This window comes from Actinobaculum sp. 313, assembly GCF_003073475.1.
Taxonomy (GTDB): domain Bacteria; phylum Actinomycetota; class Actinomycetes; order Actinomycetales; family Actinomycetaceae; genus Asp313.
The window spans coordinates 187,598-203,088 of the sequence record NZ_CP029033.1 but is presented as its reverse complement, the minus strand read 5'-3'; the positions used below and the strand labels follow the sequence as shown (position 1 = coordinate 203,088).

The 15,491-nt window shown below is 60.8% G+C and carries 15 protein-coding genes and 1 tRNA gene; 7 read left to right on the top strand and 9 right to left on the bottom strand.

The features are described from left to right. Positions 1 to 150 precede the first annotated feature (150 nt). Positions 151 to 1,434 carry a peptidoglycan bridge formation glycyltransferase FemA/FemB family protein gene (locus DDD63_RS00835; RefSeq protein WP_108714783.1) on the top strand — a complete coding sequence of 428 codons (1,284 nt, stop codon included), beginning with the start codon at positions 151 to 153 and terminating at the stop codon, positions 1,432 to 1,434. 289 nt (positions 1,435 to 1,723) lie between these two features. Here DDD63_RS00835 and DDD63_RS00830 read toward each other — a convergent pair whose 3' ends face one another. Then, positions 1,724 to 2,563 carry a DUF1684 domain-containing protein gene (locus DDD63_RS00830; protein WP_164505393.1) on the bottom strand — a complete coding sequence of 280 codons (840 nt, stop codon included), beginning with the start codon at positions 2,561 to 2,563 and terminating at the stop codon, positions 1,724 to 1,726. A gap of 351 nt (positions 2,564 to 2,914) precedes the next feature. Here DDD63_RS00830 and DDD63_RS00825 point away from each other — a divergent pair. After that, positions 2,915 to 2,987: transfer RNA gene (locus DDD63_RS00825), tRNA-Arg, on the top strand. Between the two features lie 1,234 nt (positions 2,988 to 4,221). Further along, on the top strand, positions 4,222 to 5,721 hold the full coding sequence (locus DDD63_RS00820; RefSeq protein WP_240611308.1) for an amino acid permease: 1,500 nt from the start codon (positions 4,222 to 4,224) through the stop codon (positions 5,719 to 5,721). Positions 5,722 to 5,911: 190 nt separating this feature from the next. On the opposite strand, the gene DDD63_RS00815 is transcribed toward DDD63_RS00820, so the two are convergent. From DDD63_RS00815 to DDD63_RS00795, 6 genes are all read right to left on the bottom strand, one after another. Beyond that, positions 5,912 to 6,808, bottom strand: a complete 897-nt coding sequence (locus DDD63_RS00815) for a metal ABC transporter permease (protein WP_108714781.1) — start codon at positions 6,806 to 6,808, stop codon at positions 5,912 to 5,914. Continuing rightward, positions 6,801 to 7,547 (bottom strand): metal ABC transporter ATP-binding protein, encoded by a 747-nt coding sequence (locus DDD63_RS00810; protein WP_205647275.1) that lies wholly within the window; start codon positions 7,545 to 7,547, stop codon positions 6,801 to 6,803. Before DDD63_RS00810 ends, DDD63_RS00815 begins: the two co-directional genes overlap by 8 nt. Beyond that, positions 7,544 to 8,062: a zinc ABC transporter substrate-binding protein gene (locus DDD63_RS13285; protein WP_346426224.1), complete on the bottom strand. Its 519-nt coding sequence runs from the start codon at positions 8,060 to 8,062 to the stop codon at positions 7,544 to 7,546. The genes DDD63_RS00810 and DDD63_RS13285 overlap by 4 nt, the downstream gene beginning before the upstream one ends. Positions 8,063 to 8,207: 145 nt before the next feature. Continuing rightward, a complete protein-coding gene (locus DDD63_RS13280) occupies positions 8,208 to 8,468 on the bottom strand; it encodes a zinc ABC transporter substrate-binding protein (RefSeq protein WP_346426223.1) in 261 nt (86 codons plus the stop codon). A gap of 497 nt (positions 8,469 to 8,965) precedes the next feature. Beyond that, positions 8,966 to 9,736 (bottom strand): hypothetical protein, encoded by a 771-nt coding sequence (locus DDD63_RS00800; RefSeq protein ID WP_164505392.1) that lies wholly within the window; start codon positions 9,734 to 9,736, stop codon positions 8,966 to 8,968. Positions 9,737 to 9,948: 212 nt separating this feature from the next. Beyond that, the gene (locus DDD63_RS00795) at positions 9,949 to 11,277 is read right to left on the bottom strand and encodes a GTP-binding protein (protein WP_108714779.1); all 1,329 of its coding nucleotides are present in this window, start codon (positions 11,275 to 11,277) and stop codon (positions 9,949 to 9,951) included. A gap of 48 nt (positions 11,278 to 11,325) precedes the next feature. On the opposite strand from DDD63_RS00795, the gene ykgO reads away from it, so the two are divergent. The 4 genes from ykgO to DDD63_RS00775 all read left to right on the top strand — a co-directional run bounded on the left by ykgO (position 11,326) and on the right by DDD63_RS00775 (position 12,210). Next, a complete protein-coding gene (gene ykgO, locus DDD63_RS00790; protein ID WP_108716579.1) occupies positions 11,326 to 11,448 on the top strand; it encodes a type B 50S ribosomal protein L36 in 123 nt (40 codons plus the stop codon). Next, positions 11,448 to 11,681 (top strand): 50S ribosomal protein L28, encoded by a 234-nt coding sequence (gene rpmB, locus DDD63_RS00785; protein WP_108714778.1) that lies wholly within the window; start codon positions 11,448 to 11,450, stop codon positions 11,679 to 11,681. Before ykgO ends, rpmB begins: the two co-directional genes overlap by 1 nt. Before the next feature lie 92 nt (positions 11,682 to 11,773). Then, positions 11,774 to 11,941, top strand: coding sequence for a 50S ribosomal protein L33 (gene rpmG / locus DDD63_RS00780; RefSeq protein WP_108714777.1), 168 nt, complete (start codon positions 11,774 to 11,776; stop codon positions 11,939 to 11,941). Then, positions 11,941 to 12,210 carry a type B 50S ribosomal protein L31 gene (locus DDD63_RS00775; RefSeq protein WP_108714776.1) on the top strand — a complete coding sequence of 90 codons (270 nt, stop codon included), beginning with the start codon at positions 11,941 to 11,943 and terminating at the stop codon, positions 12,208 to 12,210. The genes rpmG and DDD63_RS00775 overlap by 1 nt, the downstream gene beginning before the upstream one ends. Positions 12,211 to 12,533: 323 nt before the next feature. Here DDD63_RS00775 and DDD63_RS00770 read toward each other — a convergent pair whose 3' ends face one another. Both DDD63_RS00770 and DDD63_RS00765 read right to left on the bottom strand, forming a co-directional pair. Then, positions 12,534 to 14,255, bottom strand: a complete 1,722-nt coding sequence (locus DDD63_RS00770; RefSeq protein ID WP_205647274.1) for an ATP-dependent helicase C-terminal domain-containing protein — start codon at positions 14,253 to 14,255, stop codon at positions 12,534 to 12,536. Positions 14,256 to 14,337: 82 nt separating this feature from the next. Then, entirely contained in the window at positions 14,338 to 15,486 is a 1,149-nt protein-coding gene (locus DDD63_RS00765) for a DEAD/DEAH box helicase (protein WP_205647273.1), read from the bottom strand. Between the last annotated feature and the right edge of the window lie 5 nt (positions 15,487 to 15,491).

Here is a 15,491-nt window from a genome sequence, read left to right as displayed (position 1 = left end):
ACACTTCTTGTAAAACCCTCCACTTCTCGCACCCGACTCCCGCCGTACCATCCCACACGCTCAGTAACTTGATGCATTCCACATCGCCATTCCCATTCCTTCCCCAGTAACACCCCTGCACACCCCAGGCGGATTGGGGAAAATAGTGCCATGAGATTTGTCCGCCTGTCTGAATCTGCCTACACGGCATTCGCGCAATCCCAGGACCGTTTCTTCTACACCCAGTTGCCGTCCTATGCCGCCGTTCGTCGAGCTGAAGGGTACGACGTCGAGTTTGTCGGGCTAGTCGATGATGGGGCCACCGGACGCGAACAAGTTGTTGCCGCCGCAGCTGTGCTTCTTCAGCCCTGGAAGCGACTTTTCCGCCGTGCGACCATCGCCTATGGCCCCCATCTCGACTGGTCGGATGCAGAACTCGTGGCCACCTTCTTCGCCCAGCTCAAGCTTTTCCTCGCCAAGGATCGTCGCATCGTCTCACTACGGTTCAACCCGCTATTGTCCCGCCGATTCTATGAGGACATTACCCCAACTGAGGACAACCCGCAGGCATTCGTCTTTGACCAGATCATGGGAGCGCTCGGGGCCTCGCGCGTGGAGCGTGAGTTCTACGATTCGTCCGATATCCAGATGCGCTACGTGTACGTCAAGGATCTTGGCTCTATGAGTTTTCCCGACGCAATGGCTTCCTGCGGCCAAGTGGTGCGCACGGGATTTAACCGCAAGGGAACCAATGGAGTCGAGGTCCGCTTTCTCACACCTGAAGAGTTCCCTGACTTCGAGCAGATCATGAACTACACGGCAGAGCACACCGCTATGCACAATATTTCAATCAACGCCTTCTCTTTTTACCGCGACCTGTTGGAGCAGCTCGGCCCGGAGAACTGCATGTTACCCGCGGCCTACCTGAATTGCGATAAGGCGCTGGAACTCATTACTGCCGAACGCCAGGACATTCTGCCAAAGGTTGCGGAACTGCAGGAGCGTGAGGCTCAGGCAGAAGCCGAAGGGCGTAATTTGGGGAAGAAACAACGTAATACCCTCAAAGAGTACCGTACCCGGCTCGAGTTACTTGATCGCCGAGAGGAAGAGACCCGAGCCATCCAGGAACACGATGGCAACGAAGTGCTATTGGCGGCTGGTTTCTTCATCCACTCTCCGCATGAGCTGGTCTACCTGCTGTCGGGCTCCTATTCCCAGTACCAGTCGTATTACGGCATCTACCTGATTCATCGGGCCATGTTTGAGTGGGCCATTGCGCACGACGTGCGGTGGTACAACTTCTTCGGGATCACCGGCGACTTCACCGAACAGGCATCCGACGCCGGCGTGCTGCACTTCAAACGGCAATTCAAAGGGAATGTCGAAGAGTACGTGGGTACTTACGACCTTCCGGTGCGACCGATGCTTTCCAAGGCGCTCGGCGCCCTCGGGTAACGCGCGCAGGCGAAGCTTGGCTCTCATGCACGTCGACTACCCCCGTGAGACACAGGTAACGCGCGCAGGCGAAGCTTGGTGGATCGTCACGAGGCCAAGGCGCTCGGCGCCCTCGGGTAGCATGCACAGCCGGTAGCATGGTAGGGGCACCAGCCCCCTCCGGGCTAGCCGCATGGCGATGGCGGGCGCGTCTGCCCCAACCGTCGGCCCATCTACAAAGAACGGATGGGCGAATGGTCATACCACCCGCCCATCCGTCTATGTTGACAGCTGGCACTGCCAAAAGCGGCTACTGCGCGCTTGCATCCGGGTCGATCCACGGCATCGGGCGGCGTTCTCCCGCCAAAACCGACACCTGCAAGGTGTTGCCCTCCGGCGGCTTGGGACAGGTGCCAAAAGGAGTGAAGGCGGAGGGGAAGTTCAGCGCGCGATTGAAGTCAATCGTCACACTCCCACGCGCACCCCCAGGACCGCCAAAGGTGACGGAACGCCAGTCCGCCGTCGTCGTGCCATTACTCAGGTCATAGAACACGGCGGTGAGTTCATCGTCCTGCCGCCCCTGTACCGCTAGACGACACTGCTCGCCGGCATATGTAAATTCAACTTCCCCCACCAGGCTCACCCGGCCCCGAACGGATTTCCGGGCCGTCTCAATCGCCACCTCACGTGGTTCGTCATATGCGATGAATTCACCAACGACGACGGCCTGCGGATCGTAATCGAACACGGGAACGCCCTGAAAAGCCAACAACGTCGGTGCGGATGAATCACGCACCCGCACCGCGTAGCGCCCTCCGCGCCGCACGACTTCCGCAACCCGTGTTCCCGACGATAACGAAAAATCAGACTCGCCGTCTTCCAAGGCGAAAACGGCCTCGCCAGCGAACGACTCTCCGTTGCGTCGCACATCTGCCGAATGCGTAGTTGATGATGTTCCCTTGCGGAACGATCCGGCTGCCTCGTCCCGATCTGTGTACCAGTACCCCGGAAAGTGTGCAACCCGGGATCGTTCCTCCGAAAGCCAGGTAAAGGAGATCAGACTGAGCCAGCCATGCTCCTCGGCCAGCGCAGTATCACGCTGGTCGCGCCACTCGCGCCAAGCGGTGGCCATGTCACGCTCTTTTTCCATGGCGAACATTCTAAAGCCTTCCCCGGGCTTATCAAAGAGTCGGTGAATAGCGCCAAGGTTCCCACAGTGTTCCCATACGAAGGTTCTGCGCCTTCCACTCCACCGCCTTCTTCCGAGCGCGCGCGTCCTCTTGCATTCACACCCCGCCCTTTTCTGAACATTTGTACCCTCGTGTTCATGTACCCATGCGCATAGTCTCACTTCGCCACCGCACTGCATATCCACCCACGCTCCGTGTTCTTACACCGACTCCACCACACGTTTCCCGGCGAAATGTGATAGCCACCATGATCTTCCGTTTTGTTCTAGACGCCTCACAGCGGTACAGTATTCGTTGTCCTAAGCGAACTTGCGCTCGTAGCTCAATGGATAGAGCATCTGACTACGGATCAGAAGGTTGGGGGTTCGAGTCCCTTCGAGCGCGCAGAGCTCCGCATCGGTTGATTCGCTCCCGGCGCGGAGTTTGTTCCTCGGCCGTAGCTGTTGGCACGGCCATAAGTCTACCGACGACGACGTCGACGCTCTCTCGTGTCTCGCAACGAACGGTGGACACTGGCACACACCTATTCCTGCTCGGCATGATGCTGCGTTTCTCACGGGTGGGCACTCCCGCGTTCGCCAGCGACCTATGTCAGCGAATACACTACTCACGTGCAACACTCGGTGTGGGCGTCGGGGGAACCATGGGGTCGGTTTTCACCGACGGAATTGCCGTCTCGGGAGGATCAGTTCGCTTCTGTATGCCCGCGGGGTTTTGTCGATTGTGCTGTGGCCTCTGCGTGGTCGGCGTTGCCGAGCCGCCGGTGGAAACCACGTTGTTTCCTGTTCCCGTACCTTCCCCTGTCTCTTCTACAGCCGGGGTCGTCGGCGATATCACTGGTTCACCTCCACAGCCGCATAACAAAAGCAGGACCGTGGCACAGGCACCCACTGCACGCAAAGCCATCCGGCTAGGGCGCCCCGTAGCAGCAGCCCACCGGTTCTGCCGCTGCTCGGTCGGCATTGCGCACTCGAACCACGTAGCACCTCGAGCCATCATCCTCCACCACAACATGCCACCAGACCTCCTAGTTCCGGCGCCGCGATCCTGTAAACCGCCATCACCATGAGGCGATAGTACAACCGCAACTGCCCAAGTCCGTGCTCACCTACTGATAACCTCCACCCACTGATGGACTGTCGCCGCCTTGCACGTGCGCCACATCCCCGACTTACACCTGCGATCCGGCGACATGTCCGAAGGCTCTGTCACCCTTGATCGGGCAGCCATGTAAGGATCTCCACTCCGATGTGCGGAACCGGACACGCCGGGCAGGGCGCCGTTTGCACCAGCACAGTTCCTCGCTTCGGTGGACCAAAAAGCTTTGATGGCCGAAAAAGAACTCGCTGCCAGCGTGTACAACACATACATATTCCCACCTCGGGCGTCCGAAAGGAATGCGCTCACCCCTAGCGCATCAACACATACATCCCATCCCCGCGCCCGCAGTCAGAAGCGGCCAAGGCATGAGATGTATTCATACGGCTGAGGGAACGGCATCGCCTCGGCCTTCTACTCCGGTCACGTGCGGAAGGCATATCGTCAGCTGACTAGAATGTGCCATGCGGTTCTATCAGAAGGGACGAACCGTATCACGCACAACCGGGAAAGGGCCGCGATGAGCCAATCCAGTGAACATGAACCGACGGGCGAGCACGTAGAGAACAGTGAGCACCCTCAGTTCAGTGGGCATCATGCGCCGGAGGCGCATACACACCTCTCACGCCGCCTGACGAGCGCACAGGTTTCCATGATCGGGCTGTCCGGAGCTCTTGGCACCGGGCTCTTCCTCGGTTCCGGATCCACCATCAGCCTGGGAGGCCCTGCGACGGTGCTCTCTTACGCGCTGGCGGGCAGTGCGGCGCTTGCGGTTGTCTGGGCCCTGGCGGAGATCGTCTCCACACATCCCGTGCCCGGTGGACACGGCGCCGCAGCGGCTTCATATCTGGGTCGCTTCGGCGGATTCGTCGCTCGTTGGAATTTCGCCATCACCATGCTCATAGCGGTTGGTGCCGAAGTTGCTGCTACCGCCACATATCTGAAGTTCTGGTTTCCCGGCCTGCCACTGGCGGTTGGCACCGTCCTGTGCTCTTTGTTCATCGTCGGACTGAACCTGGCCACGGTCCACCTCTACGGGGCAAGCGAGTACTGGTTCTCCATGATTAAGGTGACCGCAATCGTCGTGTTCATTTTGCTGGGAGCCGTACTGCTGTTTACAGGCCTTCCGGGGCGCCCGGCGGTCGGCTTTCACAACCTCACGGCGCACGGCGGTTTCTTCGCCACCGGCTTCACCGGCATGCTGACCGCCGCCTGTATGGCCGTTTTCTCCTTCGGAGGCATTGAGAATGTCTCCGTCGGCGCCGCTGAGTCGGAACACCCGGAGCGCGACGTGCCACGAGCCGCGCGCACCATGATTTGGCGCCTGCTGCTCTTCTACATATTCGCCCTTTTCATTGTGGTGACATTGCAGCCGTGGACGGTCACAGCTGCATCCTCGGGTGAGGTGACCGAGTCACCTTTCGTGCAGGTACTGGACGTGGTTGGAATCCCAGCCGCCGCCGACATCATGAACGCGATCCTCATCGTCGCCGCGCTATCGGCCGCCAACGGGTGCCTGTATTCATCAAGCCGCATGATTCATTCGCTCGCACTTGATCGTATGGCGCCGCGGTTCGCCTCCCACACCTCACTTCGTGGGGCACCGCGTGGAGCAGTCGCCATTGCAACGCTGGGTATGGTGATCGCCTCCATCCTCTCCTTGATCAGCCCCAATGCGGCATTCATGTACCTCTACGGCTGCGCCACGGTCGGGGTACTGCTCACATGGATCATCGTCATGGCAACGCATCTGGCGTTCCGCGCCAAAAGGAAAGCGGCCGGACTCACTCCTGCTGCCCACCGGTTACGGGGTGCACCACTGGTGAATTGGCTGGTCATCGTGGCCTCGATAGCCGTCTTCATCGTATTGCCCACCACGATGCCGGTCGTTCGCTACGTGGGAGTGCCCTACCTGATCGCCCTCGTGCTCGTCTACGCCATCCTGGCGCGAACCCGCACATTACCGACGCCACCCGACTTTATCGCCAGGGATTCGGCACGCGCTCGGTGTGAACTCTGAATCGATGAACGAATGCCTGCTGCAGCATCCATCACACTCGTCGCACACTTGGCCACTGTGGCGCCCTTCAAGTCGCGGACCTGCTCCACCTGCCGCTTTCTTCATGCAGACCGTCTAGCGGGAGGTGCCGGGCGCCGCAGTTCCCAGAGGGTCGATGCGACGTCGCGGCCTTGACACCACCCGCACAAGCTCATCGTGCCGTTGATCCTCGAACCTCCGCCACTGCCTCGGACGGTTCACCCTTGCGATGCGCGAAAAGGAAACCACGCAGACCGCGCGGCGACACCAGCCACACCAGGAAGAAAACAACTCCACCGACGGCAACCACCGTGGCACCCGATGCCGTGTCAAACCAATAGGACAGATAGATTCCGGTAAGCGACGTGAACACGGACAGCACCGGGGCGACCACTAGCATCCGCGTAAACCTCTCGGTCAACAGCAGCGCTGTAGCGCCAGGAGTGATGAGCAGCGTGACGATGAGAATCGCGCCTACCGCCTGCATCGCCGTCACCACGGTTAGGACAAGGCAGACCAGCAAGGTGGCGGCAACTCCCCGTGTCGAGATCCCGATCGCCTCCAGATGAACCGGGTCGAAAGCGTAAGCCGTTAGGTCGCGTCTCCTGAGGAGCAGAATCACCAGTGCTAGCGGTGCCAGCACAAGCACCTGGTACATGTCGGTGTTCGTGATCCCAAGCAGGTCACCAAACAGCACATGGTTGAGGTCAATATTCGATGGATTCTTTGATACCAGCACCAACCCGAATGCGAAGAACATCGTGAACACAACGCCCATACTGACATCAGGTTTTACACGCGAGGTGTGCCGCACTGTGAATATCAGCCCGACGACGACCAACGCTGCCACCATGGCCCCCACCGAGAAAGGAATGTCAACTAGATAGGCAATGACCACGCCGGGAAGCACCGCATGGGAAAGAGCATCCCCCATCAGCGACCATCCGATCATGACCAGCCAACAACTGATGACAGCACAGACCACACCCGTCACGAGGGTAACCGCCACACCGCGAACCATAAAGTTGTAGGCCCACATTTGACCGAATAAGGTCCATAAATCAGGCATTACCACCCTCCATTGCCGCCATTCCAAAGGCCTGCCCGAGAGTCTCTGGACGCAGAGCATCGGCAGGGGGCCCGTGGAAAAGCACGCGGCGTAGCAGAAGTAGGGTCTCATCGCATAGATCCGGCAGACCAGCCAGATCATGAGTGGCAACGAGGATCGCCACGCCTTCGTCGGCAAGGCTACGCAATAGCCGGATCATGGCCTGTTCGCTGGGTTTATCCACTCCGGCAAAGGGTTCATCCAGAAGTAGCAGCCGGGCACCTTGTGCCAAGGCGCGTGCGATAAACACGCGCTTGCGCTGTCCGCCGGACAGTGCACCTATCCGGCGGACACGCAGGTCCGTCAATTCAACGCGTGCCAGCGCTTCGTCAACAGTGGCTTTATCCTCCTGCCGCGGGCGTCGCGTCATCCCCATCAGCCCGTAACGACCCATAAGAACGACGTCGTCGACGGTCACAGGGAAGTCCTTATCTACCCCGTCGGCTTGCGGAACAAATCCGATCATGCCACGGCGGCGCGCCCGGCGTACCGGTTCTCCGTACACCGTCATTTCACCCTGCGAGCGGGTTGTCCCGGCAATGGCCGTCAACAAGGATGACTTGCCGGATCCGTTCATCCCTACCAAACCGCATACCCGACCCGGTTCCAGGGTGAAGTCCACTCCAGTCAGCGCTTGGACGGCACCATAGTGGACCGTGAGATTCTGAACGACAAGCGCCGCTGCGTCGATAGATGTCACTTCTTGGTTCCATCTCCCGTCAAGGCGCCGGTAATCGTACGGGCGTCGTATCGCAATAGATCGAGGTAGGTGGGTGCGTCACCACCCTCCTCGGTTAGCGAGTCCACATAAAGCGTGCCGCCGTATTTCGCATCAGTCGCTTCCACGATGGGGTCCATTTTCCCTTCCACGGTTGATTCACAGAACACAGCCGGCACCTTGTTGCGCGTCACGAAATCCTGCACCGCTGCGATACGTTGCGGGGTCAATGCCCCTTCCGCGTTAACGGCCCACAAGTACTGTTCGGTCAATCCCGCGTCACGTGCGAGATAGCTGAAGGCTCCCTCGCAGGTCACGAGAGCACGGCTCGCCTCTGGCACCCGCGCCAATTCGTCTTTCAGTTCCGTCGAGATAGAATCGAGTTGTTGCTTGTACCGCTCACCGTTAGCCTCGAAATCGGCAGCGTGCTCCGGGTCAAGTTCCGTGAATGCCTCTACCATATTGTCGACGTAAGTCTTTGCTGCTTCGGGGCTCATCCACGCATGCGGATTCGGTTCACCCTCGTACTCGCCCTCCGCAATCGGGATTGGTGCAACCCCTCCGAAAGGACAACCGTTTTAGCACCGGAGTTAGCTGTGAATCGCTCAAACCAGCGTTCCAACCCCAGTCCATTGGCGAGGATTAGGTCGGCGTCGGCCCCCGTCTTATGTCGTCAGGACTCGGCTGGAAGTCGTGAATCTCTTCACCGGGTTGGGTTATCGATTCGACGATGAGGTGATCGCCAGCCACCTCTTTTCCCATGTCTTGGAGCACGGTGAAAGTCGTCAAAACTACAGGTTTCGCCTTCTCTGCATCCTGTGCTGTGCCTTGGCCGGAACATGCGGCGAGCATTCCCATAACACCCGCCAGCAGGATGATACTCATTCTCGTTTGTCGTCTCATGCGAATACTATAGTTCGGTTCTCCGAACTTTGCATCTGTTGGAGACAGTCCAAAGGTTTTTGATCACTGCTCCCGCCACAGCACTGGCCGCTGGCACCAACCAAAGACACTAGTCATCCCGGAGCTGTTAGCCCTGTCTGGTCAGCGCACTGACTCCCGTCCGGCAAGTGCACTCCGGTCAGGACGCCGCCTCCTGGTAAAGCGCCTACTCCTGGCAAGGGCGACCTGATTCCGGTCAGAACGGTTCTGTTCCCCGCAACCGCAGCGCCCCCAGCCCCAGCGACGCGCTCGGGTCGAAACGGCACATATTCTTCCGGACAACACCTGTGGGAGCCATGCCTCGCGGAATACATCAAGTTGCGCATAGCCTCGGTCGCCTCGGCGAGGTGGAAGCCACGTCTCGCGGAATACATGCACAGCATTGCGAATAACGGCGCCAATAGTCATTGGGGCACCTCTGGCCAACCGGCATGCGCACTCATCTCATCAGGCAACCATCACAGGAAGTTATCCCACCCGCCCGCAGCACGAGCCTGTTTGCCCGCTTCGACGATGAGACCGTGGAAGGTAGCAAACTCCTCGACCGAGAACCCCTCCCCCGCAACAAATTGTCCAAGTTCCGCGCGCGCACGTTCGTATCCGTCCGGCACCTCGTACCCCAGTGCCGCAAGCATCCTGCGCGCGTAGCTATCCCAGATGAAAGCGGGGCGACGGAAGGCATACAGCGCAATCACATCCGCAGTTTCCGGCCCGACGCCGACCAGTGCCAGCAGTTCATCACGTAACTGTTCATCGCTGAGCACCGCAACGGCTTCGGCGAGAGCACGCTCCGGGTCAAGCCTCTTCGAATCGAATCCCCGCAAGTGGATTCCCTCAGAGTCGAATCCCTTCGCAGCTCCTTCACTCGACTCAGTCACCTCCGGGTCGGTCCTTCGCGATTGCGCGCCCGTCATATTCGGCATCGGTGCCTCTTGCCGACGGAGCGTCCATTCCGCCACCTCCCGGCAGGTGCGCGACTTCGCCCGCATGAAGCCGGAGGGGCGAATTGCCGCGATGATCTCCTCCTGCTCCGCGTCGCATATGGCACGCGCGTCCAACAGTCCCCGTGCGTCCAAGAGTTCCAAGGAAGACTCGACATTCCGCCACGCCGTGTGCTGTACAAGAACAGCGCCGATCATCATTTCGAAACGCGTCGCTGCCGGCCACCAACGGCCCGCATCGACTCGGCTGAGCAGTTGGGTGTAAATCTCACGGAATGTGGGCCGCATTCTCATATCTTCCCACACGTCTGCACGCCACGCGGGCTGGATGTCTGCGCTTGCGGTGTCGGCGTCGAGTCCGCACACACGTCCGCACGCCACCCGGGCTGGAATTTACGCTCCGACCCCGCGACGGGTGGGTGCACACACGTCTGCGAGTCACGCAGATCGCGCTCGGAAGGAGTTACCGCCTTGACTCGAACGCCTGCCGATGGCCCCTATCATTCTGGAAAGGCGTCCTCATACGTCATCCACGCCCACACGCCGTCGAGAAACTCCTCGTTAGTCAAAAGGCAGGCATCGAGTTCACGTTCCAGACGTACCGCATCCAGGTCCACTCCAATGGCGACGATATCCTGCCCCAGCACTGCCTCGCCAATATCAGGCAATGGTCCAATATCCACCCGCCAACGCTCCACGGGACCATATCCCAGCGAGTCAGTATCACCCCCCACTTGGGCCCCGATAGCGAATTCATACGCATTCGCGATGCCATATTCCGCCGCTGTTTGGCGATCCGCCCACCAATCAACTTCGTACGGGTCGACGGAGATTGTGACACCCGTTTGCTCCCAGAGGGATAGAATGCCCGGGCGTGACGCGATGCGTGTGAAACCTGCTACTCGCAAAAGCGGTGCCCAGTCGGCACCTTCTTCAAGACACTGCAAAAGGCGTCCCGGGTGAAATGGCCGCTCGCGCCGGTAATGAAAGGCGCGCGTGCGGCTCCCGGCCCACATCGGCGCGCACGCAGGCAGCACACCACCCACCCGGTTTGCGCTGCGTGCCTGGCCCGCCCGAGGAGAGCGGATGGAACCACTCGGCCCCTTCGCAACCGTCACCTCGCCCTGGCCCGATCCAGTCAACCCGGCACTACGTCCGCCACCCGGGCTCCCCGGCACGCGAACTCCACCACGTTTTCGGTAACCCACACCATCAGACGAGCCGTGATTAAGCACACGAAGCCACCCGGGCGTGGTGCGGAATAGATCTTGCACGGGTCTCGGTGCGGGAAGGGCATCGCGCCCATTCCACTCCACAATCTGGGCACTGGGCCCGAGGGCCATGGCAAAAGATGCCACATCGGTGCGGCTGAACCGCACACACCGCGCTCGGCCATCATCGGAGAGGATAAGAGTCGTAGCGTATTCCAGTTGCGACGTCAAAAGAACAGCACGCGGCACTTGGAAGGAGCCGACGCCGTCGTCGTGTAAGCGGACAAGGTAGTCCTCCCCCGTGAGATCGCGGACTGCATCATCCGGATCGACGACGGCCACCACTGCGGCGATATACGCCTGCGGGAGTTGAGTGAAGGCTCCGATCACCTCGGTGGTCAACACTTCTTCACCCATTTCCAGGACTGCGCGATGTGCTCCCGCCTCCAACAGGCCATCAACTGCCTCACGCAACACATCATCACTCGGGCGTCCTTCGCCGAGGTGGATTGACACCACTATGGCATCGTGGTCCGCAGCAATCCTCCGTGCCGCATTCTTCCGCGATGACGGCTCCATGCCTAGTACGGGAATTATCTCCAATTCGCCAGCCTTCATACCGACAGGCTACACTACATGAGAATGATTATCACTAAGGAGTTGCGTGTGAAGGTCAGAGCTTCGCTGAAAAGCCTCAAGAACCAGCCCGGTTCACAGGTGGTTCGCCGTCGTGGTCGGGTCTACGTTATCAACCGGAAAAATCCCCGTTTCAAAGGAAGGCAGGGCTAATGCGTCGTTGTCAGGTCACCGGGCGCGAACCCGGGTTTGGGATGTCCGTCTCACATTCCCACCATCGCACCCATCGCCGATGGGACCCCAATATTCAGAAGAAGACGTACTGGGTTCCCTCGCTTGGGCGCAAGATCACAATTTACGTATCCGTCAAGGGGATCAAGACCATCGACCGCCTCGGTATTGAGGCGGTGGTTGCCGATATGCGCGCACGCGGCGAGAAGTTCTAGCTCCCGTTCCCAGTCCCAGGCACGGGTTTCCGCCACGAACATAAGAGACCCGTGGGCACAAGTCTCCATCACGAATACAAGAAAAGAGGATCATGGCAACATCACGCGACCTGCGTCCGGTTATTCGCCTCCAGTCCACCGCCGGCACGGGCTTCACCTATACGACGCGCAAGAACCGCCGCAACACCCCTGATCGGCTCGTGTTACGCAAATACGATCCCATCATTCGTCGGCATGTCGACTTCAAGGAGGTCCGCTAATGAAACCCGGCATTCATCCCCACTACGACTACGTCGTTTTCCGCGACCGCGCCGCGAATTCTGCATTCCTGACACGATCAACGGCCACGTCCGACAAGACCATCGTCTGGGAAGACGGCCGCGAATATCCGGTTATTGATGTGGAGATCTCCTCCGCCTCCCACCCCTTCTACACTGGGAAAGCGCGGATCGTCGACTCCGCAGGACAGGTGGAAAAGTTCCACCGCCGCTACGGCAGAAGAAAGGAAGCGCAGGAAGCGGAAGAGTAAGAGCCCGCGAGCCACTCGTACTTTCTTCGGACGCTTCCACGCGAGTCAAGATTCCCGCGTACATCACCCTCGGCGGCCTCAACCCCGCGCGTTGCTTCCACACGGGCAGAGCCTTCCGAGATAGTGCACGTCCATCTCCTGATATTTCGAGTGTGCGGGGATATTGGCACAGGGTCCTTATGCTCCGGGACCACTGTCAGCAAATCCCGTCCACGTGCCGCGAAGCGACGGGTCGACCCCTGAGGAGTCCCGCGTCAACCCGGAAGGTCTTCGCGGTACGTGGAACTCGCCCCGGCATGCGCCGGTCCCCTTCGCTTAGCAGATCAACGATGCCGAGCACGCCGCACATGCCGGGCAGGCTCGGCATGCAGGGGATCCTCAGGCCATGAATGCCGCGGATAGCGCCCACGCATCTCCGCTCGGACCTGCGCGTAGGGGCCGCGCCAAAAACTGCCCAGATCGTCGGTGACGGCCACCGTCCGTCCCGCCGGCGAAAGCAACTCCACTGTTACTGCGACTCGATCATCTGCAACTCGCGGCGTTTCCACCCAACCAAAGGCCTCCTGCACCCGGAGGCGAATTCGCGGACGGTCGTCCGAATAGTCAATTCGGAGCTCGGCACCGCCTGCCACCTTCACCTTTTCAGGCGCCAGGTCCTCCAAACGCGCCGCCTCCGGCCATGGGAGGATTCGCCGCAGCTGGTCTACACCAACCATCGGCACTGCGCCATGGCGTGCAGCAGCTTCTATTTCTGGTGCCAGCCAGCTCTCGCTGGCATCGAGCAATACGTGGTCGTCAACGTCGGGCCACGGAACGCCCATTACTTCGTGGAGAAAGGCCAGGCGTCGCTGCAACTCACGTGCCGCTCGCGACCATTGCGGGGCGATGTCCCCGCAAGCAATCGCGGCAGTTAGAAAGGAACGGGCATGCCTCGGGTCCGCCACATCACTTTCGATGGCGGTTAATTCGATGGCTCCCAGGTGCCGGGTATGCCGGGCCCGGAGCCGGTTTCGCCGCACGACGACGTCGTCGCTCTCCACCAGCAATGCCCGGGCGGCGTCAATCGCCTCCGCTTCGCCAATCGGCACGGCGGAGCGGATACGCGCATCGGCACGCCCCTGCGGGCGTTCGAGGTGGGCGATGGCCAACCAGGGTTCTCCGGTCAGCGGCGATCCCTCCGGGAGAATAGCTCCCACTCCGTTGGCCAGTAGGTAACGTCGCCCGGCCGTGCGTGTGGCGCCCTGCCCGGAAGGACTGGGACCACGCGCTCCGGGCGTGGACTCGCGCAAGCGGGCCACTCTTTCGGGGTAGGCGAGGCTAATCACCAGGGCCCAATATCCCTCGGCACGCTCACTACTCAGATTCAGGTCCCCGCCGAAGGCCTCGACGTCGTGCCGCTGCCCTCCAGCCACCAGCTGGGCCCGTGCGCTGTGAGCGTCGTCGGGGGCACCGTCCATCTTTCGAGCATTCCCGATAGCAGATTGTGCATCGCCAGCGCCGTCAGGCCCACCATCCGCTATTCGACCACTTGCGGCGGAAGGCCGCTCGTCGGCGACGTCATCGTCGCAGGCTACACGCCCTTCCGCATGCTGCGCACCCATCTCAAGGTGGGATGCCGCAAGTCGCTCCAGCCGCCGCGCCTGTGCCCGCCAGGAATTCCCGCGCGTCGCGCGCCGCCATTCGCGTGTCACATCGGCTCCGGGAAGTCGAAGCTCCTCACTCAACAGGGCGCAGATCTCCGCCGCTGTAGTAACGCCGATATGCTCGGTGGCTTCGAGCAATGCCCTTCCTATCCGGGGCTCAACCGGTAATTCAGCCAGGCGCCGCCCGAGCGAAGTCGCTCGCCCGTCCACCAATGCGCCCAAGGTCTCCAAATGCCTGGTCGCCGCTTCCAGCGCTGCCGCAGGCGGCTCATCCAGCAGCGCAAGGCCCCTCCCACCAGGCGCGCCCCAGCAGGCGGTCTGCAGTGCAAAGTCACTCAGATCGGCCGTTCGTATTTCCGGTGCCGACTGCTCAAGCAGGCGCGCCCACGTCGCCTGGTCCATACATCGATAGACGACCCGGGCGCTTCGCGTCCCGCACGCCCAGCACGCTGCATGGCACTGGCGCGTGACTCGCGCACGGTCACTAGGCCACCCACACCGCGGGCATAATCCAGCCGCGGTTCACGCGACAGGCCGGCATCAACCACCACCCGCACGCCGGAACAGTCAGTGACGACTCCGCTACTGCCGTCGTGACGACGACGCGGCGCGCATGATCGGCCGGGTACTCGCCAGCGCTACCGTTGCCGCGAATCACCCGATCCTGCTCCGTTGCCGGAAGGGAGCCGTGCAAACGCAACACCTGCGCTCCACAGCCATTCAGTTGTTCCGCGACCTCGTTAACTTCCCGCACTCCCGGCAGAAAAGCAAGCACGTCGCCCTCAGACACCTCACGTAATGCCCGGCGAACAGTTTGCGCCGCATGCGTGAGAAACTCGTTGCGTACACCCATGGCCTCGCCTGCAAGGGGTCCAAGCGGGGAGGCCGTAGGCGTGGGAGCCGCCCAGCGCGTGTCAACCGGGTACCCTTCACTTGGAATGCCCACGACCTCGGCATCCAACACATCGGCACATCGGGCCGTGTCCGCGGTGGCGGACATAGCGATCAGCAGAAGGTCCTCACGCAAAGCTCCTTGCACATCCCGGCAGAACGCGAGCGCCAGATCCGAGTCGAGTTGCCGCTCATGCACCTCATCGAGAATCACCGCGCCGACACCCTGCAATTCGGGGTCTCGCTGCAGGCGGCGTAGAAGCACACCCGGCGTAACCATCTCGATGACGGTATGTCGGTTGCGTTTGGATTCGCCCCGGATCGTGTAGCCAACACGTTCGCCGACTTCCTCCCCCAACAATGCGGCGATACGCTGCGCGGCCGCTCGTGCCGCCACCCGCCGCGGCTGGGTGACAATAACGCGAGTTGCGGGCGCATGTTGCAGGTGGTGAGCAAGAAGCGGCGGGATCAGTGTGGTCTTTCCGGTACCGGGCGGGGCTTGGATAACAAGCGTACGGCTGGGATGCACGCCAATCGCCATCGCGGTAGCGGAGCAGGATTCAGACAGTTCCGTCGCCTTCCCACCCGCATCTGTTAGATCGGCGCGAAGCGTCCTCGGGTCCTCTTGCCGCAGCGGCACATCCGAATCTCGCCCCGGCACATCCAAGTGCTGCCGAATGGTACCCAGGTACGACGCCACGGGCAGCGGGGAGTCGAATAGGTCGGAAAAAGAAGTGCTCACGTGCG